The sequence below is a fragment of the Streptomyces sp. CA2R106 genome (assembly GCF_037034245.1).
Classification (GTDB): domain Bacteria; phylum Actinomycetota; class Actinomycetes; order Streptomycetales; family Streptomycetaceae; genus Actinacidiphila.
Genome location: NZ_JBAGKC010000013.1, coordinates 69360 through 92286 on the forward strand (window position 1 = coordinate 69360; position 22927 = coordinate 92286).

At 74.9% G+C, this 22927-nt stretch carries 7 protein-coding genes; 2 read left to right on the top strand and 5 right to left on the bottom strand.

What is annotated here, in order from left to right:
- The first annotated feature begins 74 nt into the window (after positions 1-74).
- Both WA788_RS20035 and WA788_RS20040 read left to right on the top strand, forming a co-directional pair.
- Positions 75-464: a WXG100 family type VII secretion target gene (locus tag WA788_RS20035; protein ID WP_335979214.1), complete on the top strand. Its 390-nt coding sequence runs from the start codon at positions 75-77 to the stop codon at positions 462-464.
- Positions 461-12061: a WXG100-like domain-containing protein gene (locus WA788_RS20040; RefSeq protein ID WP_335979216.1), complete on the top strand. Its 11601-nt coding sequence runs from the start codon at positions 461-463 to the stop codon at positions 12059-12061. Before WA788_RS20035 ends, WA788_RS20040 begins: the two co-directional genes overlap by 4 nt.
- 99 nt (positions 12062-12160) lie before the next feature.
- Here WA788_RS20040 and WA788_RS20045 read toward each other — a convergent pair whose 3' ends face one another.
- From WA788_RS20045 to WA788_RS20065, 5 genes are all read right to left on the bottom strand, one after another.
- Positions 12161-12613, bottom strand: coding sequence for a protein kilB (locus WA788_RS20045; RefSeq protein WP_335979219.1), 453 nt, complete (start codon positions 12611-12613; stop codon positions 12161-12163).
- Positions 12614-12770: 157 nt separating this feature from the next.
- Positions 12771-16760 carry a Kelch repeat-containing protein gene (locus WA788_RS20050; protein ID WP_335979221.1) on the bottom strand — a complete coding sequence of 1330 codons (3990 nt, stop codon included), beginning with the start codon at positions 16758-16760 and terminating at the stop codon, positions 12771-12773.
- A 266-nt stretch (positions 16761-17026) separates the two neighbouring features.
- Positions 17027-20110 (bottom strand): helix-turn-helix transcriptional regulator, encoded by a 3084-nt coding sequence (locus tag WA788_RS20055; protein ID WP_335979222.1) that lies wholly within the window; start codon positions 20108-20110, stop codon positions 17027-17029.
- 109 nt (positions 20111-20219) lie between these two features.
- The gene (gene proP / locus WA788_RS20060) at positions 20220-21920 is read right to left on the bottom strand and encodes a glycine betaine/L-proline transporter ProP (RefSeq protein ID WP_335979224.1); all 1701 of its coding nucleotides are present in this window, start codon (positions 21918-21920) and stop codon (positions 20220-20222) included.
- Between the two features lie 174 nt (positions 21921-22094).
- On the bottom strand, positions 22095-22904 hold the full coding sequence (locus WA788_RS20065) for a siderophore-interacting protein (protein ID WP_335979225.1): 810 nt from the start codon (positions 22902-22904) through the stop codon (positions 22095-22097).
- Positions 22905-22927 lie beyond the last annotated feature (23 nt).

Sequence of the window (22927 nt, forward strand, 5' to 3'; positions counted from 1 at the left end):
CGCACCGGCTCCGCCACCCCGCCGCCCCACCACCACCACCGCGACCATCTCCGCGCCCACCCGAGGGAGTTCCCATGTCAGGCGAGTCGTTCTCGGTCGACACCGACGGCCTCCAGGCCCAGATGCCCTACATGATGGAGCTGGCGCAGCGGTTCCTGAACGTGCACAGCACCCTGGAGTCGAAGCTCGGTTCGCTCGGCGAGCCGTGGGGCGAGGACGCGAGCGGTGAGGCGTTCCTGCGGCAGTACACCAAGCCCAAGGGGCAGATCCTGGACGCGACACTCGACGCGGGCGACGTGCTGCGGAGCACCGGCGACGGCCTGAAGACCATGGCGAGCGGCTACGAGCGCATCGAGTCCGACAACTCCGAGTCCGCGCGGCAGCTCGGCGGTTCGCTCGAACCGGTCCAGACGACGGACGGCGGCGGGGACGGCGGCGGCCGGCAGCGGTCAGGCCGCTCGTGAGCATCAACCTGCCCCCGGAACTCGGCTGGGTCGCCCGCCTGGCCGTCGGCCAGTCCTGGCCCAAGGGCGACGAGGACAAGATGCACAGCCTCGGCCTGGCCTGGGACGAGGCCGCGCAGGCGCTCGCCGCCATCAGCCGCGAGATCTCCCCCGCCACCCGGGGCGTGCTGCACAGCATCGGCGGCTCCGTCGCGGACGAGTTCGCGTCCTTCGTCAAGCAACTCCAGTCCAACGTCCCGGACATGGCCGAGGCGTCCGGCCAACTCGGCAAGCTCGGCCGGAACACCGGGGTGCAGCTGGAGTACGCGAAGTACATGATCCTGGTGCAACTCGTGTGGCTGGCCGCCGAGATCGCCCAGATGTCGTTCTGGGCGCCGGAGGTCATCCCCGCGCTGATCACGTCCGTACGGCTCGTCGTGCGGATGCTGCTGCGCCGCCTGCTGACGTCGATCGCGACCGGCGTCGGCATGATGGTCGGGATGGACGCGGTCATCCAGAGCATCCAGATGCTCAAGGGCGACCGCACCTCCTGGAGCGTGGAGAACACGATCTCCGCCATCGAGAGCGGGGCGATCGGCGGTGCCATCGGCGGGCTCACCTTCGGGCTGGGCGACACCTTCTTCCCGAAGTTCGGCGCGTCGCTGATCGGCCGGGGACTGCTGGGCGGGATCTCCGGCGTGGGCAGCACCGCGGCGCTGAACTCCCTCTTCCACAGCGGCGAACCCTCCGACCTGGGGTTCGGCGGTGCGGCCGGCGCGATCGGCGCGATCGCCGGGGGCGGCAAGCGGCGCGGCGGCGGGGGAGACGAGACGAAGGTCGACGACTTCGACTTCCACATGCCGACCACCATCGACCTGCCCGACCCGCACGGGATCGACAAGTCGACAGGCGGCGACTTCGGGGGCGGCGGGGAGTTCGGAAACAGCGGGGACATCGGCGGCACCGGCCACGGTTCCGGCGGTACGGGCACGGGCGGTACGGGTACGGGCGGCACCGGCGGGTCGAACCTCGGCGGTGCGGGCGGTACGACCGTACGGACCGCCGGCGGCGACAGCCACGCTTCCGACACGCCCTCGCAGGTCAGTCCGCCCGCCACGTCGGGCAGCGGCCACGCACCGCCCGCGGTCGAACCAGGCACCGAACGGCCGCCTGCGACCGCACCCGCCACCGCACCGGTCACCGCACCCGCCACGGAGCACGGCAGCGCGCCGCCGACCGGGACCCGTACGACGGGGGCGGGTAGCGACGCCGCCACCGGGCACCGGGCCGCGGACACCGCCACCGGGCACCCGGCCGCGGACACCGCCGACTCCGCCGACTCCGCCGCGGGCAACGGCGGGACCAGCACCCTCACTTCGCGGGGCGCCCCGACCGGCACCGGCACGCAGAGCGACACGCGCACCAGCGAGTCCGGCGGGCACGGCGGCACGAGCCAGGACGGGCTGCCCGGCTTCACGACGGCGTTCCCCACCACCGGCTCCACCGGCTCCACCGGCTCCACCGGCTCCACCGGCACCGACCACGCGCCTGCCGCCGCGAGCGGCTCCACCGGCTCCACCGGCACGACCGGTTCCGGGACGCCGGGCGAGACCCGGACGAGCGCGCCGCACGAGAGCGGGAACAGCGGGAACGTCTTCACGCCGACGCAGCACGGCACAGGCAGCGGCAGCACGCACGTGACGGTGGAGTCCGCTCCCACCGGACCGCACCAGGAGTCGGCGCCGAGCAGCACGCCGAGCGCGGCGGGCAGCAACACCCCGCAGTCCGGGGCCACTTCGGCGCCGCCGGTGACCGAGCACGTGGCGGCGGGCGGGCCTGCGCCGTCCGCGCACGTGGACCAGGCCCAGACGCCGACCGGAACAGGCCCTGCCCGTACGGACGCCACCGGCACCGGCACCGGCACCGGGCAGGGCACGGGGGCTCCCGCGCCGACCCGGGCCGCCGACCCCGGGCAGAGCGCTGCCACACGTGGCGGGCCGTCTGAGGTCGCTCCCCGGGCGCCGCGGGCACCCACGGTCACCACCACCGGCGGCACCGGCACCGGGCATGCGAGCGGCGCGACCGGGAGCACCGTCACGACCAGCGGGGGCGAGACACCGCCGGCCCACGCGGCACCGACCACGACAGCCGAGTCGTCCGGTGGCGGCACCCACCTCACTCTCCCGGACCCGCCCACCGAGACCCCGCACGCGCCGCTCACTACCGGCGGGCCCGGGGAGAGCAGCGGCGGCAGCCCGGCGTTCCCCGACGTGCCGACGCATACCCCGACCACCGCGCCGGTCGAGCACGTCGCACCCGTCGAACCCGTGGCGGCGCCGGGCGGGGCAGGCACCGCGGTGACCGCCCAGCCGCACACCTTCCCCGACGTGCCGACGCACGCCGCGGGCAGCACCCCGGCGCCCGCACCCGCGCCGGCCGCGCCTGCTCCCGCCGCGTCCGCCGCGAACGGTCACGGCGACGGGCCCGCCGAGGGCGGCTCCGGCGGCGGCCGCGGCCTGGGCGGCCTGGACGGCCTCACGGTCCCCACCCACCCGATCGGCGACGCGGGGCACCCGATCCACGACGCGCCCGACGCGCCGACGACCCCGCTCGTCCCGCCCACCGCCCACATCGACGCGCGGCTGGACGCGCTGGACCGCGCCGGGCGGGACGCGGGCATGTCGGCGCCGGACCGCCAGAACTACCGGCAGTCCGTCAGCCAGGCGGCGCGCGACGGCAACCTGAGCGGGGCCACCCGCGGCCTCCAGTCGTTCCGGGACCACGTGGAGACATCGGCGCTGAACCAGCGCTACGAGGACTTCCGCCAGCACGCGGCCGGCGGCTTCGAGAACACCCGGGCGCCGCAGTCCGCCCGCGGCACCTGGGACCACCTGGTGAACTCCGTCGAGCAGGCCCACCGCGGCGGCGACCCGGCCCTGCTCGACAGCCACCTGCGCGAGTACACCGACTTCGTCGAGCAGCACGCCCCCGCGGAGGCGCTGACCGGCCGCGACGCCCCCCAGCCCTACCACCCGGACGTGGAGGACGTACGGCGGCAACTCGCCACCGCCACCGGGCCCGACGCGGACCAGCTGCGCACCCAGCTCGCCGACCTCCAGCAGACCGCGGACCTCCAGGACCGGCTCCGCCAGTTGGGCGGCCAACCGAACGGGCCCGACCCGCACGAAGCCGCACTGACCCGTGCCGTCGACCGGGCCGCCACCCCCGACGACGCGGCCCGCGCCCTCGCCGCACTCCAGGACCACCGCACCGACCAGGCCCTCCAGCAGCGTCTGGACCAGCTCAACTCCGACCACGTGCCCGAGACGGGCGGCGGCCGGAACAGCATCGAGGACCTGAACCAGCGCCTCGACGCGCTGCGCGGCGACACCGGCCCCGACGAGCAGGCGCTGCTCCAGCAGATCAGCCACGCCGCCGGCCCCGACGAGGCCGCCGCCGCGCTCGACGCCCTGCACGACCACCGCGAGCAGCAGCAGATCCAGAACCTCCAGCAGCGCCTGGACCAGCTGCGCGACACCGCCCCGGCACCCCGGACCGCCACCGGCACCGCGACCACCGCCGGCACCGGACACACCGCCGACGGCCCGGGTCATGACGGCCGCGCCGGCCTGCCCTCCGACGACGAACTGCGCCAGCGCCTCGACGCCTTGGAGGACGACCCCACGACGCGGGACCTGCGCAACCAGGTGTACGACGCGAACACCCCTGAGGACGCGCAACGCGCGATCGACCAGCGCGCCGCCCACCAGGACCAGTTGGACCAGCAGCGCCAGCAGCGGATCGACCAGCTCCGCCAGGACCTCGACAACGCCGAGCAGCAGCACACCCGCGACCTGCTGTCGGGCAACGCGGGCGCCGCCGCCCGGTCCGGCCAGAACGTCTCCGACCTGCGCGACCAGCTCGACCACGCGCTGCCGTACGACCAGCGGGCCTCGGACCTCACCCAGGAACTCGGCCAGGGCATCGGCGGGCAGCAGGCCCCCGGGCACCTCGGGCGGATCGGCACAGGCCCGCAGCCGGCCGCCGACCACCACGAGCCGGCCCCGCCCGCCGACACCGCGGCCGCGCCCGCGTCCACCCCCGCACGGCAGCAGCCGCAACCCGCCCTGGAAGAGCCGCTCACCACCTCGCACGGCAGCGGCTCGGACCAGACCACTGCCACCACCTCGCACGCCACCCCGGTCCGGCAGCAGACCGCAGGCGGCGACGACCGGCCCACGACCGCGCAGCCCGCCGCACACCCGGGATCGGAGCAGGCCCCGCTCCAGGAGCGCCCGGCGCCGCCGGAGCAGCAGACGTCCGGTACGACCGGCACGGGCGACGGCGCCGACGTCCGGACCGATCCGGCCCGCAGCCCCGTGCCCAGCACCTCCGGGCTGGACGACCTGTTGCACGGCCCCGGCACCGAGCAGACCACCGACCACACCGCTGACCACGGCACCGAGACGACGACCGAGCCGTCCACCGCGCACCCGTCCACCGTGGAACCGTCCACCGTGGAACCGCCCGTGGCCGTCGACCACACGGCGTCCACCGCCACGTCCCCGGCCGCGGTCCGGCCGCCCGCCCGGCTGAACCACGCGCCGCGGTTCGTGGTGCACTCCTCCTTCGACCAGCGGCGGTTCACCTCCGGCGGCACCCCCTACACCGACCTCACCGTGAAGGTGTCCATCCACCCGGGCGAGACGGGCCCGGACGGCGTGGCGGACACGCTGAACCGCGTCCAACAGGGCGTCCAGACGTACTTCAACGACCCCGGCTACCGGATGCCCAACGGCGACCTCCTGCACGTCACGGTCGAACCCGTGCCGCCGGGCGAACCGGCGCACCTGACGGTCGACCTGACGCACGGCGGCGCCAACGCGGTCATGGACCAGACGACCTGGCCCACCGGGGCGCCCCCGATCGCGTACGCCCACGAGATCGGGCACCAACTCGGCCTGCGGGACGAGTACCAGGACTCGGACACACCCGAAAGCGGCGGCGTCACCGGCGGGTTGATGGGCAACTACCATGTGCCGTCCTCCGACGGCCTGCCGCGGGGCGGCCTGGGCAGCCGCCACGTCTCGCTCCTCGGCGCGCTCACCGGCGGCCACGGCGACGTCCCGCACCCCGGGACCGGCACGGCGACCGGCGCCGGCCCGCACACCGGCGCGCACCACGACCCCGCCTGGCAGGCCGCCCGCGCCCAGGTGCCGCCGGTCACCCGCAGCCACGCGTACGTGGACCCGGTCACCGACCCCTTCGCCGAGACCACTACCACCCCGGACCCGCACCTGCCGACGATCACCGTCACCCCGCCCCAGGACCACTCGCTCACGGCGACGGGTACGGATACAGGAGTGGGTACCGGCACGGACCACGTCGAAACGACCACCACGACCGACCACAGCCACACCACCACGACGGTCGACAACAGCCACTTGACCACCGAACCCGGCCACACGACCACCACGACCGACCCCAGCCACACGACGACCAGCACCGACACCGCGCCCGTGGTCACCGACCACGAGACCCCGCCCGGGACGCAGACCGTGAAGGAGCCCGCGGAGGACCCGCCGCCCGCGCAGCTGAGCGGGGACTGGCGGGACAACTCGTTCGCCGGCAAGCGGATCGTGGAGGCGCCCGGGCCGGACGAGATCCGGCAGCGGGTGCAGGCGCTCCTCGGCGACCGGGGCAACGACCCGCTCGTGGTCCAGCGGCTGAACGGGCAGTTCGACCCGGCGAACTTCCGCAAGCAGTACCCGAAGATGGTCAACGGCGGCTGGCACTTCCCGATCCACGTCGGCGGCAAGCCGTACGAGGTGCGGGTCGGGGCGCAGACCACGCCCTGGCAGCTGGACCCGACCCGGGACGCCGCCAAGGAGAACGACGGCGACGGGCTGGACGTGAAGGCAGAGCCGGACTACGCCCCGCCCAAGGTGAAGACGGAGCTGACGAGTTCGCAGGCCGGGCTGGACTACAACCCCGCCTTCCTGCAGCCGGTGAACCCCAAGCTGTTCGTGCTCGTGAACGGCGCGGTGAAGGCCGGCGGCGCCAGCCACGGCACCGAGACGACCAGCTCCACGTCGGCGAAGACGTCCGGCGAGGTCAAACTGACCGGGAAGACCGACAGTTACACCTCGCAGGCCACGTTCGACGTCCAGGTGGTGGACCACAACGGGGACGCGCTCACGGTCGGCGGTCAGGACGGTGCGACCCAACCGGCCTCGATCAGCGGCCCGTTGCGGGCCGACGTGCCGCGCACCGCGCCGCGCGGCACCACCGGTCCGCACACCTGGGACGGCTGGAACCCGCCCCCGCGCACCACGTCCGGCACCGGCACGACGGCCGCCGACGGCACTGCTGCGGGCACCGCGACCGCGCCACCGCGCACCGGCGCGCCGGGGCCGGCCGCCGGGCACCCGCTGACGATCACCGGTCTGGGCGGCGTCCGCGACGCGGTCTTCGACGCGCTGCCCAAGGACGCGAAGCCGGGCGGCACCGCCCACCAGGACATCGTGGACTTCCTCGACACCGACCACGTCATCCAGCACTTCGAGCAGGTCTCGGGCCCCGGTCTGCTGTCCAAGCCGCTGACGCTGTCCGACGGCGGCACCGGTTTCCTGCGGCTGGCCGCGGAGCCGGACACCTCCACGGTGCTGCACACCACCGACACCACCACCAGCACCGGGTGGAGCAACAAGGGCGAGCAGGCCCGCAACCACTCGCAGAGCAGCGGATGGGCGCTGGGCGCGGGCGGCGGCGCGTCGGGCGAGGTGTGGCACAGCACCCCGGCGGGCGAGACGAAGTGGCTGACCGGCACGGGCACGTACACGTACGGGCAGACGACGGCTTACGGTGCGAAGGGGGCGCACGGGGTCGAGGACGGCGTGAGCGTCGAGCAGAAGGGCCCGGCCGACGTGGTGAACACCCCCACGCGGTTCCGGGTCTGGCTCATCCGCCAGCAGTTCTCCCCGGGCACCGACGGCCTGCACTCCACCACGACCGAGGAGATCACCGACCACACGCCGGCCGCCCCGCCGCCCGGCGCCCACGTGGTCCAGATCGAGCCGCCGCTGCGGGCGCCCACCGGGGATGTCGTCCGCGTCCTGCCCCACCCGCAGGAGACCGCGACCACCTCCTCCACGGCCTCCCCAGCCGCCACGACCTCCACGGCCGCCACCACCTCCACCGATGCGACCAGCGCCGCCACGGCCCCGGGCGCAGCCACCCGGCAGCCGCCGCCCGGGCAGCAGTTGGCCGGGCCCGGGCTGGTGCAGCGCACGACCTTCTCCGAATTCCCCGGCTCCGACCAGTTGGAGCGCCACATCGTGCAGACGCTGTGGCAGACGGCCCCCGGGGTGCTGCCGCCGCCGCACATCGTCCACCCGCCCGCCGGGACCGCCTCCGGCGCCCACCCGCCGGTGCGCGTCCCGCCCAAGGCGATCACGAACCTCGCGGACCTGCGCCAGCAGATCGCGCCCTCCCAACTCGGCGCGAGTGGCCACCAGTTGGTGGACGGCACCTTCCGGGTCAGCCTGGACAGCTCGCACCTGCCGCTGCTGAACGCGAAGACGTACGACGTGCTGGTGAAGGCCAACCTCGGCGACGGCACCCACACGGGCACGCAGAACGCGACCGCGAAGAACACGCTCACCCGGACCGCGGGCGGCGAACGCGCGGTCACCCAGGGCAGTTCGCACGTGGTCGCGGGCAGCGGCAACCTGCGCAGCTCGCTGGACCACATGGACCTGAACCGCGGCTTCTTCAACGTCAACGCGGACGGCACGTACGCGCCGACGCACGGCACGACGGTCGGCGACAGCACCGAGGTCAAGCGCACCCTGACGGTCTCCGGCGACCGTGACCGCTACTCCTACCCGGTCTCCTTCGACGTCCTGACGGTGCGTCAGGACTCGGACCACCCGGTGCTGCGGGTGCCGACGCTGCCGGTCGAGCCCAACCACCAGGCGGTGCAGCACGTCGACACCGGCGGCGGCCACGTCACGGTCGACATCGGCCGGACCGAGACACCGGCGACCGACGCGCCCCCCGCGCACGTGACCGTCCAGCAGCTGCCGGACCACCACCTCGTGGACCACGTGGGCGGCGCCGACGACTACCGCGACCACGCCCGCCAGGCGATCGAGAACGCCTTCAACACCCGCCACGCCCGAAGGAACTCCGTCCTGCCGCTACGCATCCCGAACCTGCACGATCTGGTCGACCCGCTCGCGACCCAGTCCCAACTGCGCGCGAACGTCTCGGCGTCGCACGGCGGCTGGACCAACACCGCCGACCAGCACGTGGGTTCGGGCCGCAACCGCGACACCGCCGGGCTCTCCCAGCGCACCCAGCTGACCAACCTCACCTACCGCGAGACGCTCTCCGGCGACGGCAAGCTGGACGTCGAGACGAAGACCGAGACATCGGTCAAGGTCCAGGACAAGTCCGCGCTGACCGGAAAGGGCGGTGTCGGCGGCGACTTCGGCCGCTTCCCCGCCACCCCGAAGGACCCGCACACCTCCACGTACCAGGCGCGCGGCGGCATCCGCGGCAAGGGATCGTACGGCGGCAGCACCGCGGACGCGGTCAAGCACACGTTCAGCACGAGCAACAAGACCACCCAGAAGGGACCCTGGCACGTCTACGAGGGCGACGCGCGGATCATCCTCCAGGGCAAGGTGACCAGTTCCACCGGCGAGGTCACGTACGGTGAGCCGGTCACCCACAACCACCCGGTGCGGGTGCTGCTCTCCGACGCCGAGGCCAAGGCGCTGACCCCGCCCGTCCGCCCGACCACGACGACGGACCCCGGCACGTCGACCACCACCGCGACCGGCACCGGCACCGGCACCACGACCAGTACCACCACCCCGACCGGCACCGGTACCGGCACCACGCAGCAACCGCCGCGCCGCTCCGTCCCGTTGGAGAACGGCGTCAGCGGCGGCAGCCGGATCGAGATCCCCTCCACCGACGAGATCCTGCGCGAGGTCGACCGCCAGATCCGCGGCGGCTCGCTGCCCCCCGGCGACCTGGAGGCCGGCGACGGGCTCGGCGACGTCCCCGTGGCGGCGCTGCCCTTCGCGGACGTGATCACCCCCGACCACCTCGGCGCGCACTACGACGACCTGGTCGGACCCGGCATCCTGGTCCACCGGGTCGACGACCACCACGGCGTGCGCACCGTGACGCAGGTGCTGGTCAAGGGCACCCCCGAGGGCTGGCAGCACGACGGACGGCAGTCCGACGGCGGCTGGACCCGCAAGGTGGCCAGCAGCCAGGCCGTCACCGGCGACAGCGGCCGCACCTGGTCCGCGGGCGGCGACGGCAACGTACGGGTCTCCTACCGCGCCCCGACGGCCGAGAGCCACCTGAACAACGTGACGAACACCGGCACCGCGGGCGCCGACACCAAGGGCAACACCTCGCACACCTCCGGCCAGACCACCAAGGTCGAGCACAAGACGACCTCCAAGGAGGACCTGCACAAGTTCAGCACGCCCATGCGGTTCGACGTCACCGTCACCCGCCGCAACGCCACCAGCCGGTTCGTCAACCTGCCCGCGCCGCGCCCCGTACGGCCCGACTGGCGGGCCTCCGCCTGGGTGCCCGAGTCGATGACGAGCACCGCCCCCGCGAGGACGACGACGGCGACCGCGGGCACGACGGGCACCACGACCGCGACCCCGCACCCGTCCGGCAGCGCCCAGGGCAACGGCGTCGAACTGCAACCGCTGAACGGCACCCCCGGTCAACGCGCCCAGTGGCAGGCGGACTTCGCCTCCGGCCACGACCTGGTCGGCATCGACCACCCCGAGCGGCTGGTGGACTCCGCGCACAACCTGCTGGGCACGCCCCGCCCGTGGGGCGACGGCGTCCTCGGCCGTTCCGGCTCGGCCGCCTCCCAGGTGTGGAACGCGACGACCGGCGCGCTCGGCCACGCCGCGTGGGCCATGGCCCCCGACGCGGCCCGCCAGGTCGTCAACTCCTTCGTCCACGACCCCCGGCTGGGACCCGGGCACCAGCTCCACACCGAGCAGACCACGCCGGTCGCCCAGCAGATCTCAACCCGCCAGGCGCTCTCCGGCCAGGCGCTGTCCACGGTCTTCCCGCACCTGAAGGACCCGGCCGCCGGCTACCGTACGGCACCGCTCGGCCCGGACCACCGCACCGGACTGAAGGTCACGATGCAGCCGACCGGCCAGGCGGAGGAGATCGGGCGCCGCGGGGACGGCAAGGACGAGGTCACCGTCTCGACCGAGGACGAGCTGACCACGAGCGCCGGGCGCGGCGCCTCCTACAGCGTCGCCCCCCTCGACGTCAGCTTCCTCACCCGCAACCCGGGAGCGACGGTGCCGCTGCCCGGCCTCAACTCGATCCAGTTCAGCCGGGACCAGGCGCTGACCGCCGACACGCCCGTCACCCGCCCGCCCGGCGTCCCCGGCCGCCAACTCACCCCGCCCACCGTCCCCCACGGCCTCACCGGCGACAAGCCCGGCCAGGGCAAGACCGACGGCACCCAGCGCCTCTTCCGTCAACCCGTCCGCGTCACCCTCCAGAAATACGACGAGAACGGCACCTACGGCACCCCTACCAGCACCGACCACCACGCCTACTACTGGTCCACCGACCCGACCCCGGACACGACGGCACCGGCGACGACCACCACGACGGACACGACGACCCTCCCGGTGACGAGCACGGCTACGGACGCGTCCACGGTGCCGGCGGCGGTGAGCACGACCGTGACGGCCACGAACGTGACCGCCGCTCCGGTGTCGACGGTCGCGGCCGGTTCGACCATGCGGCCGGCGGATGCGGCCACTTCCGGGCCTGCGGCGGTTGCGCCCACCGTCAAGGCACCCGCCGCACCCACGCCCGCGGTCGAGGCGAAGCCCGCGCCGCATGTCGCCCCGCCGGAGGCGACGACCGTGCCGGGAGCGAGCACGGCTACGAACGCCTCCACGGTCCCGACGTCGGCGAGTACGTCCACCTCGACCTCGACCGCAGCTCCGGCGTCGGTGAGTACGTCCGCCTCGACCTCGACCGCCACGAGCACGCCGCCGGCGGAGGCGGTGGACCCCACTCCGGTCGCGCACCCCGCCACGATCACCGCTACCACCGACGTACTCGGCAGCGCGCCGGTGCAGGTGTCGGCGGGGCCGACGTCCGTGTGGGACACACCGGCCGACGGGGGCGCCGTCGTTGATGGGAACGTCCCGTTGACGGGGGAGCAGCGCGCGTGGGTGGCGGGCAGCGCGGGGGAGGCGGCCGCGGCGATCGCCGCGGCGGTGGCCGGGGGCGGGCCGCCGCCGGTGATCCGGATCGAGGACCGGGCCGTGGTGCCGGTCGACGGCGTGCCGCACTTCGGCCGGTCCATGCAGCTCGCCGAGGCCCGGGCACGGGCGGTCGCGGCCGCCTATCAGGCCGAGCTGCGGAGCGCGCTGGACGCCCTGCGCGCCGCGGGGCAGCCCGTGCCGGACGCCGCGGACATCGCGATCATCGCCACCCCCGACCTGGAGTGGCCCCCGGCCACCACGGCGGAGGCCCCCGGTGGCGCGGTGACCGTCACGCTCTTCGACCCGCGCGGGGTGGTGACCGTCTGACCGGGGGCGGGGCCGCGCCGCTGTCGGCGGACGGGCGGGCGCCGTTCCGTGCGGCGCTTTCAGGGCCATCCGCTTCCGCTGAGCGCCCGGCAGAGGGCCTCAGGCCATGGCGCGGCCCGCGGCGGCCACCAGGACGTCGGTCGCGGCGATCGCGCGTTCGCGGCGCGCGGCCAGCTCCTCGCGGTCCGGGGCGTCGCGTAGGTCGAACGCGGCCTGCGCGGCCTCCTTGGCGACCTGTGCGAGGGCGGGCTCGATGACGGAGACCGCCACCAGCGGCGCGGTGACCGCCGAGCGCGTCGAGCGGGACTCCATCCGGGCGGCCTCGTAGGTGTGTTGGGCCGCGCCGTCCAGCCGCAGTGCTTCGCGGTGCCACATCGCCCGGCGGTGGTCGCCGAGCGCGGCGACCAGCTCGCCGAGGGCCGTGCGCAGTGCCCGCGCCTTCTCGTCGGTGCGGGCGGCCAGCCGGGAACGCCGCTCTCCGCGGCTCTGGAGCAGCCCGGTGAGCCCCCCGCCGAGCAGGGTGCCGAGGACGGCTATGACGGTGGACCACATCGGGACGCTCCTTCACTGTGACGGCCGATCACGTGACGATCGATCACATGAGGATTGTCCCCGCCCGCGGCGCCCGTCCGCAGCGTGCGGAACGCGTCCGGTACGGCGGACGGCGCGCCCCGGGTGGGGCGCGCCGCCGTGGTGTGCGGGGGAGGGGTCAGCCCTTCCCCCCGCCGTGGCCCTTCGACGGCTTGACCGTCAGCGTCACCGGCACCGCGGGCACGTGGTACGGCGTGTCCGAGGTGGCGGGCAACTCGGCGTCATACACACCGGTCTTGGTGATCCCGCCGGCCGCCGAGGCGGTGAGCGTGACCGTCACGGTGGCGTGGTGCCCCGGGCGGAGCGTGAGCGTGCGGCGGCTCTCGCGCAGCCAGCGCACGTCCGTGGCGCCGGTCGGGCCGTAGCCCGGCAGCACCTCGACGTTCGACAGCGGCGAGGCGGCCTGGGTCGAGCCGCCGATCTTGTACAGGCCGGGCGCCGCTCCGGCGCCGTAGGTCGCGGTGGGGGCGTTGGGCAGGCTGCTCCACCGGTTCGTGGCCGGGTCGTAGGCGTAGCCCTTGTTGGTGGCGGCGCCGGCGCTGATGCCGGTGGTCAGGACGAACTGCCCGGCCGCGACGGTGCCGGCGGTGGCGGACATCGCGGAGGGCAGGTCGGCGATGGCCGTCCAGGCGTTCTTCGCCGGGTCGTAGGAGTAGGCGTGGGGCACGTCGGCGTCGTCGTTGCTGCCGCCGGCGCAGTAGAGCGTGCCGGACAGGGCGCCGCAGGAGACGGCGCCGATCGGCTCGGGGTAGTCCGCGGCCGCCGACCAGGAGTCGGTGGACGGGTCGTAGACCTGTACCTCGGTGCCGGCGCAGTGGCCGCCGCCGCAGCCGCCGACCACGTACAGCTTGCCGTCCAGCACGCCGCTGCCGCTGCTGGCGTACGCGATGGGCACGCTCGCGCCGGTGGACCAGGTGTCGGTGGCGGGGTCGTAGATCTCCAGCTTGGCGTCGGGCTGGTAGTCGGACCCCCAGCCGCCGGTGGCGTAGAGCTTGCCGTCGATGAAGCCGTAGGCGGGCGACTCGCGGGTGTCGGCGGCCGGCGCGCGCTGCGTCCAGGTGCCGGTGGCCGGGTCCATGGACCACATGGCGGCAGTGTCCGACAGGCCGTCGTAGCCGAACGCGGAGTAGATCGTGCCGCCGTCGGCCGCCACCGCGTTGTCCATGATGGTCGTCGGGTAGGCGGTGCCGCTCTGCCATGTCCCGCTGGTGCCCGCGTCCGCCGCGGTGCCGGTGGAGGTGCCGGTCTTCGCGGGGCTCGCCTGGGCCTTCGCGGAGCGGGTCGGGGTGTAGTCGGTCCTGGTCTCCTTCAGAGGGGTCCCGGCGCCGGTCACCTCGGTGTCGCCCGGCTGCTCGGCCAGGCGCAGCGTGGCGGGGGCGGTGCCGGTGTTGGTGACCGTCAGGCGCTGCGTGGTGGTGCCGCCGAGCTTCGTGGCGGCGTCGACGCGGCCGGGTGTGACGGTGAGCCGGCCGGCCTTGAGCGTGTAGTCCTGCCGGACCGTGCGGTCCGCGGCGATCCGGACCGCGGCGGAGGAGCTGGTGTAGCCGCCCTTGGCCGCGGTGACCTGGTGCGTGCCGGTGCGCGGCGCGAACAGGTGGTACAGGCCGCCGCCGACGGCCGGGTCGTCCGGAGTGGCGGCCGAGACCGCCTTCGTGGCGGCGCCGGGTACGTCGAGGGCCGCGCCGGTCACCGCGGAGCCGTCGTTGGCGTCCCGGACGGTGCCGACGACCAGCCCGCCGGGTACGGCCTGCGGGGTGCGCTCGCCGACCTGGACGTCGTCCAGCTCCCAGTACATGTCGGCGCTGCCGTAGTAGGTCATCTGGAACCGGACCCTGAGCGAGGACGCGCCGGCGTAGGAGGTCAGCGGGATGTCGACCGTCGAGCCGGCGCCCAGTGAGCCCGTGCCGACCCAGAGGAGGTTCCAGGTGCTGCCGCCGTCGGTGGAGGCGGAGATGATCGGGACCGCCCCGGACTGCTGCTGGAAGGCGGTGCCGAAGTCCAGCTCGGGCGCGGACATCCTGCTCAGGTCGTAGGAGGCGCTGTCCAGCGTGCCGGTGATGTACGCGGGGGACGTCGACGCCTTGGCGTCCGCGACGGCGAACGCGCCGTCACCGCCGGTGAGGTTGCCGCGCCCCGCCGGGTCGTCGAACTCCCAGCCGGCGGTGGCGTACGGCGACGTGCTCGCGGCGCTCCAACCGTCGGGTGCGGCGGTGGTCGAGTCGAACGCCTCGACGGGCGCGGTGTCCTCGATCCGGTAGCCCGGGGTGGAACCGGCGTTCGGGTCGACGGGGACGGCCACGTCCGCCTTCTGGTCGGACTTCCCGACCGTGACGGTCTTCGCCACCGCCTGGTAGCCGGTGTACTCGGGGGTGATGTGCAGCGTGTAGGAGGCGCCCTCGGGCAGCTTCAGCGCGTAGGCGCCGGTGACCGGGTCGGTGAAGGAGCTCAGCGCGGTGCCGTCCACGGTGAGCTTCGCGTACAGCGGCCAGCCGTGCCCGGAGCCGTCGGTGACCTTGCCGGAGACGGTGTGGGAGCCGACGGCCTTGAGCGCGAAGTCGCGGGTGACGGTCGCGTTGTCGTCGACGCTCACGTCCGTGTCGCCGCCCGCGGCGTAGCCGAACGCCGTGACGGTGATGCCGTGGCTGCCGGCGGGCACGGTCACCTGGTAGCTGCCGTCGGTGCCGGTGGTCGCGGCGAACCCGTCCACCGCCACCCGGGCGCCCGCCAGGGCCTTGCCGGTGGCGGCGTCGGTCACGGTGCCCTCGACCTCGCCGTGCGGGCCGCTGCGGAAGGCCGACAGGCCGTTCGGCGTACCCAGCCCGGTCGGGCCGTCGTAGCCGGCGCCCGCGGTGCACAGCACTGCCGGGGAGCAACTGCCGTTGCTGCCGCTGGTCACGTCGTTGAGGCCCGAGCCGCTGGCGAGGTACGGGTAGGAGTTGGGGTAGCTGCCCGCGACCGGGGTGCCGGCGTCGGCGTAGACGCCCGCGATGATCGGCGACGCGGCGCTGGTGCCGCCGAAGACGTTCCAGCCGCTGCCGCCGTAGGTCTGGTAGACCGCCACGCCCGTGACCGGGTCGGCCACCGCGGAGACGTCCGCGACGGCGCGCTTGTCGCAGCCGGTGCCGGACTGGAAGGAGGGCTTCGGCTCGTAGAGCGAGCAGCCGGAGCCGGGGCCGCCGTAGGAGTTGTTCCACACCGACTCGGTCCAGCCGCGCGGGCTGCCGCTGTCGCGGGTCAGCGCGGTGCCGCCGACGGAGGTGACGTACTGCGAGGACGCGGGGTAACTCACGCCGTACTTCGAGTCGCCCGAGGAGGCGACGACGGCCACGCCCGGGTGGTCGTAGTGCGCGTCCTCCTCGGTCGTCTCGGTCGCCGACTCGCCGCTCCCGGCGGTGGTGTCGTAGCCGGTGCCGTAGGAGTTGGAGACGTACTTCGCGCCGAGCGCCACCGCGGTGTCCACCGCCGCGCCCAGCGCCTCGATGTCGGCGCTGTCCGCCTCCACCAGCAGGATCTTCGCGGCCGGGGCGACCGCGGAGACCATGTCGAGGTCGAGGGATATCTCCGAGGCCCAACCGGCGTTCGCCGCCGGGTAGTCGGTGCCGCCGCGCTGGTCGGCCTTGGTGAAGCAGCCGTCGGCGGAGGTGCAGGCGGGCAGGCCGTACTGCGCCCGGTACACCGACAGGTCCGCCTCGGCGCTGGGGTCGTCGTAGGCGTCGACGATGGCGACGGTCTGGCCGGCGCCGCCGTCGGCGGGCAGGTTGTAGGCGCTGGTCAGGTCGCTCGGGCCGTAGCCGGAGGGGGTGGCGGCGAGCGGCTGCACGCCCTTGGCGGCCTTGACGTCGGTGCGGCGCAGCGCGAAGCAGGCGAACTGGCCCTTCGCGGCCTCGCCGCAGCTGCGCTGGTAGGCCGCGTCGCTGCCGGTCGCCGCCGCGGCGGTCCGTGCGGTCGCGTTGGTGGCGGCGGTGGAGGTGGCGGAAGTGGCAGGGGCTGAGGCGGCGTGCGCCTGGGCCGGGAGGCCCAGCAGCGTGAGCGCGAGGGCTCCGAGCCCGGCGACGGCGGCGGCTGCTCTTCGCCGTACGGTGGCGCCGGTCGTGGTGGCGGTGGGCAAAGCTCGACTCCTGTGGATGAGGGCACAGGTCGCCTGAGGTGCGGGATCAGGGGCGACGGCGACGGGGGTGGTCACCGAGACCCCATTGGCCGCCCAGGCACCGGAAGTTGTCAACGCACCGGCTCCCGGCGCGGCCGTTGTTTAGGTCATCCGACCTAACGGTGGTGCCCGGGTGACGCCTGCGGGGCGGGCCGGTGGCGTCCTCAACGCGACGCTCCTGCAGGCCCGTTGACCGCTGTCGAACCGGGGTGCGGGCGGGGCGCGAATCAGGCGGGGTCCGCGCCGGGCGGCCCGGCCGCCGCGGCCTTCCCTGTCGACCGCACCGCGAGGGCCGTGCGCGTGGTCACGCCGTACTTGCGCATCGCGGAGTTCACCTGCGCGGCGATCGTCTTCGGCGATCGCGAAAGGGCCTGCGCGATCTGCCGGTTGGTGAGCCCGCGCACGACCAGCCGGACCACTTCCTGCTCGCGCGGCGACAGCAGACCGCCATAACCGCGGCGCCCGGTACGCCGTTTCGCACTCCGCTCGCCGGACGCGGCCCCGGACGCGGCCAGCGTGCGCGCCACCCGCGCCGCGTCATGGCGCGCGCCGAGCGCGCCGAACTCCTCTGCCACGGTGTGCAGTTCACGCACCGCGGCGCCCGGCTGCCCCGCGGCGAGCAGCCAGCGGGCGGCGCGCTCGCGGGCCTGCGCCGCGTCATAGGGGCGCGGCAGCGCCTGCCACGCTTCGGCCGCCGCCCGCCAGCTCGCGGCCGACCCCGCGGCGCGCTCGGGTGCGCCGGACAGGTCGGGCGGCTCGGCGAGCAGCGCCCGGCAGCAGGCCAGCGCCGCGGTCAGCACTGGCACCGACCGCCCGGCGGCGCCCTGCGCGAACGCCTCGGCCAGCGCCTCGGCCTCCGCGCGGCGGCCGGTGGCCAGCAGCGCCCCGAGGTGCGGCGGGAGCAGGTCCGCGGCCCACAGCCACAGCCCCTTGCGGGTCATCCGCCGCACCGGCTCACCGGTGACGGCCAGCACCTGCGCCGGCTCGGCGGTGAGCCGGGCCAGCGCCCCGGCCGCCTCGGCGACCGTCTCGGCCGCGCCGCGCTGCCGGCTCTCCGCCAGCAGCGTACGCAGCGCCCGGACACTCTCGGCGTCCGGCCCCGAGCGGGCCGCCCGCAGCATCGCGCCGACCAGCTGCGCGTCGATCCGGATCATCGGCTCGCCCACCGCCGCCCACTGCGACAGCCGCCGGTCCAGGCCCTCCCAGGCCCCGGTGCGCCAGTCCAGATGGTCCCTGGTGGCGGCAGCCATGTCGTGCAGGCCCTGGTAGCCGTGCCGCTCGGCGCAGTCGACCGCGAGGTCCAGATGCCGCCGGGCCTGCTCGTACAGCCCCCAGTACAGGCCCTGGCTGCCGGCGTTGAGATGGAGGCGGGCGTGCTGCCGGGCGGCCTGCGGCGTCGACTCGTCGCCGTCGTGCTGCTGCGCGAGCTCCCAGCCGCTCTGCTCGCCGAGGTTGAGGAGCGCGGTCACGTGGTTGACATGCAGGACGCGCTGCTGGTCCGCCGTGACCGCGCCGAGCGCCGCGACGGACTGGGCGCGCCTGAGCCACCGCAGATGGGTGGAGACCGGCCACGACGCGTGCAGCGGGATACCGAGCATCGTCATCCCGTTCGCCACCGCGTAGCCGCCCTCGGCGAGGTCGGGGATGGCGAGCTCGAACTCGGCGGCGCCCTGGGCGTGTTCGCCGACGTCCAGCAGCAGCCGGCCGAGCTGCGCGCGGATCGCCGCCCGCTCGCGCGGCACGAGCTGCCCGCCCCCGGACCCCGCGGCCAGCGCCGCGCGCAGCGTCCGGACGATCCCGCCGCGCTCGGTCGTCCCGGTCGCGGTCTGCAGCGGCAGCTTCGCGGTGAGCGCGGCCAGTTCGGTGACGGGCAGCGCGGGATGGGTGATCAGGGCGTGCAGCAGGGTGATGGCGGCGGCGTGGTCGCCCGCGGCCAGCGCGGCGTCGGCGGCCTGCCGGGCGTAGGCCGCCCAGCGCTCGACGTCCCCGGCCAGCTGGAAGTGGCGGGCGATACCGGTCAGCGGGCGCGGCGCGGTGGCCGCCAGGGCCTCGGCGGCGCGGCGGTGCGCGGCGCCGCGCTCGGGGGCGGTCGCTTGCGCGTAGACGGTCCGGGCCGCCAGGGCGTGCCGGAAGCCGATCAGGGGCGGGCCGGCCTGGTGCGGCGCGGCGCCGCCGCGGCCGGCCGCGGCGGGGAAGGCATCGTCGAGGAGCCCGGCGGCCAGGGCCCGGCCGACCGCCGCGGGCCAGTTCGCCGCGGGCAGCCCGCTGACGGCGGCCAGGACCTGCTCGTCGGCCGGTTCACCCAGGACGGCCGCGGCCAGCAGCACCCGCCGCGCGTCCGCGTCCAGCCGGGCGGCGCGCTCGCGCACCCCGTCACCGATCGCGGCCGGCACCTCGATCTCGCGGCGGCCGCGGCGCGCCCACTGCCCGCCGCGCAGCACCAGGTCGCGCCGTTCGCGCAGCAGCCGCACGCACTCCGCCAGCGCCAGCGGCACCCCCTCCGTCCAGCCGTACAGGGCCCGCGCGAGGCCGGGCGACACCCGCTCCCCGCCGAGCATCGAGGACACCAGCGCGGCGGCGTCCGCCTCCGGCAGGCCGCCGAGTACGACCCGGGCCCGGCCCCCGTCCTCCGGCGGGCGGGCGGTCAGCCGCAACAGCGGCGAAGCCGCGGGCACTTCGCCCGGGCACCAGGTCAGCACCACACTCACCCGCCGCGGCCGGGCCGCCAGGAGGTGCACCAGGAAGTCCAGCGTGCCCGCATCGGCCCGGTGCGCGTCCTGCACCACCAGGGTCCGCACCTCCAGCCGGTCCAGCAGCTCCGCGAGCGCCCGCAGCCGCTGGTGCGCCGCGGCGCCGGGGTCCACCAGGCCGGGCGGCGCGGGCGGCAGATCACGCGACCACTCCGGGAACAGCGGCCGCAGCGCCGCCCCCACCGCGGACAGTCCTGCGCCGCGGACACCGGGCGCGGCCTGCCGCAGGGCGTCCACCACCGGCGCCAGCGTGAAATGCCCGGCGTACGGCGGGCACCGCACGTACAGCGTGCCGATCGGGGCCCGGCCGCACTCCGTCTCGGCACCGGCCGCCCGTACCGCCTCCCGTACCAGGCGGCTCTTGCCGATGCCCGGCTCGCCCTCGACCACGACGAACGCGGGCGGGTGCGCCAACGCCTCGGTGAGCTGCGCGAGTTCGGCCGCGCGCCCGACGAACCGGGGCCGCCGCAGGCCCCCGACCTGCTCCCCGGGTACGGCCGGCTCCCCGGGCGTCTCCACGTCCACCCCCGCGCCTGCGCCCGCGTCCGCCCCCACGCCCACGCCCACCCGCCTCCTGTCCCCCCGCCGCTCCCCGCTCCCCGCTGCCCCGACCGACCGGCCGATTCTCGTGCACCGGCGCGCACCCGCGCCAGCAGGGCCGGCCCGGCGCTCAGCCGCGGCCGCGGCCGCGGAGCCTGATCCACATGTCCCGCGCCTGCCGCCCCGCGGCCGTACGGCTGCGCGCCACCAGCCGCCGGGCCTGTCCGGGCGTCTCGGCCATCGCCCGCGAGCCCGGCAGCGGCTTGCCCGCGGTCTCGCGCAGGAACAGCGTGGAGACGAAGCCGATCACCCCGGCGACCATCAGGTAGTACGCCGGGATCATGTTGTCGCCGGTCGCCTCGACCAGCGCGGAGGCGAACAGCGGGGTGGTGCCGCCGAAGAGCGAGACGGAGATGTTGAACGCGATGGACAGCGCGCCGTAGCGCATGCGGGTCGGGAACAGGGCGGGCAGCGTGGCCGCGGAGGTGCCCGCGAAGGTCACCAGCAGCAGGCCGAGCACCGCGCAGCCGACCGCCGGCAGCGCGATCCCGCCCTGGCGGATCAGCAGGAACGCCGGCGCCGACAGGGCGACCAGCGCGATGCTGCCGGTCATGAACAGCGGCCTGCGCCCCCAGCGGTCCGAGCCGCGGCCGACCGCGGTGATCGTCAGGACCACCAGCAGCATCGTGGCCAGCACCATCAACTGCGCGGTGGTGGACCCGAAGTCGAGGGTGGAGGTCATGTACGTCGGCAGGTAGGAGGTGACCATGTAGTTGGTGACGTTGTACAGCAGCACCAGCCCCATGCAGATCAGCACCGCCTGCCAGTGGTCGGTGAAGATCTCCTTCAGCCGGCCGCCGCCGGACTGCCGCGCCTGCTCCACCGGGCTGTCCTCGCCCGGCGCCGCGTGCGCCGCCTGCTCGACCTCCTCCTTGAACGCGGGCGTGTCCTCCAGCTTCAGCCGCATGTACAGGCCGGTCACTCCCAGCGGCCCGGCGACCCAGAACGGAATCCGCCACGCCCAGTGCTCCAGGCCGTCCGACCCCGCGGTGAGGGTCAGCACGGTGACCAGGCCCGAGCCGAGCGAGTAGCCGATGAAGGTGCCGAAGTCGAGCCAACTGCCGAGGAAGCCGCGGCGCTTGTCGGGCGCGTACTCGGCGATGTACGTGGTCGCGCCCGCGTACTCGCCGCCGGTGGAGAAGCCCTGCACCAGCCGGCACACCAGCAGGAGCAGCGGCGCCAGCAGCCCGGCGGAGGAGTAGCTGGGCAGCACGCCGACCGCGAAGGTGCTCGCGGCCATCATGATCATGGTGATCGCCAGTACCCGCTGCCGTCCGATCCGGTCGCCGAGCGGGCCGAACACCAGCCCGCCCAGCGGCCGGACGAGGAAGGCGGCGGCGAAGGTGGCGAAGGTGGACACCACCTGCGTCCCGGGGCTGCTGGCGGGGAAGAACACCTTGCCGAGCGTGTCGGCGAGGTAGGCGTAGACGCCGAAGTCGAACCACTCCATGGTGTTGCCGAGCGCGGCCGCGGTCACCGCCAGCCGCACCTTCGGCAGGTCCGCGACGGCCACGTCCGACGGGCTCAGCGGGTGCTTGCGGCGGCGCAGCAGCGTGCGGTAGAGCTGGTCGACCCGCTGGGCGGACCGTTTCTCCGGGTTGCTCTGCGCCCGCTCCCGGGCGCGCTCGCGGGAGGTCTCCAAGTCCCGTTCGCCGCCTGCCGGGCGGGCCTGCTCGCGGCGCCGCTCGCGCTGGCGCTGCTGCTGCCGCTGCCTGCGTTCCTGCCGCCGGGCCCGTTCGGGTCCGCCCGGTCGCCTTCGGCGCGCGTCCATACCGTCGCCCTTCTCCGGGCGGTCGGCCCGGGTCGGGGGCCGGCGCGGGCGTCCGTCGCGCCAGGTCGTGCCCTGTTCCTTCCTATCGGCCCGGCCGCCGGCACCGGCTCAGGCGCAACCGCCGTTCACCCCAGGAGAGGAGGGCCGAACGGTCAGCGGCCGGGCCCGCGGGCGTCAGTGCTGCTCGGCCTTCCAGAAGCCGGAGAAGGTGATGCGGTCCTTCGGCATGCCCGCGCGGTGCAGGTGGCGGCGGCCCTCGGTGGCGAGCGTCTGCTCGCCGACGACGAAGGCGTACCCGTCCGGGTCGATGTCCCGGTGGGCGCGCAGGGCGGCCAGCGCGGCGCTGCCGGGCGCGGTGCCCGGGTCGGTGCGCGGTATCCACTCGACGCGCACGCCGGGCGGGCCGGCCAGGGTGCGGCGGTCGCCGTCGGTGGGCACCTCCTGGAAGACCCGGCCGACGGTGTCGGGCGCCAGCGAGCGCAGGATGCCGGCGACCGCGGGCAGGCCGGACTCGTCGGCGACCAGCAGCACGCTGGAGGCGTCGGCGGGCGGGTCGAACAGGATGCCCTGGTCGATCAGTGCGAGCTCTTCGCCGTGCCCGGTCGAGCAGGCCCAGATGGCGACGGTGCCGGCCAACTCGCCGTCCGGGCCGCGGTGCACCACCACGTCGATGTCCAACTCGCCGTCCTCGGCGCGGAAGTCGGCGACCGTGTAGTTGGCGCAGTGCGGCCGCACCTCGTCGGGCATGGCGAGGTAGGGCTGCCACCACTTCTCGCCGCCCGCCTCCGGCACGTGGAAGCGCTCCTGGTGCGGGTGGCGCAGGAACAGCCGGAACCAGTGGTCGTAGCCGCGCCAGGGGAAGTCCCGCAGCTCGTCGCCGCGTACGGTCACGCGCTGCATGTTCGGGGTCAGGCGCGTGGTCGACACGACCGAGGCACGGAACAGCTGGGATTCACGGGTGAGGGTGCGTGCGCGAGTGCTCATGAAGGTAAGGCTAAGCTAACTTT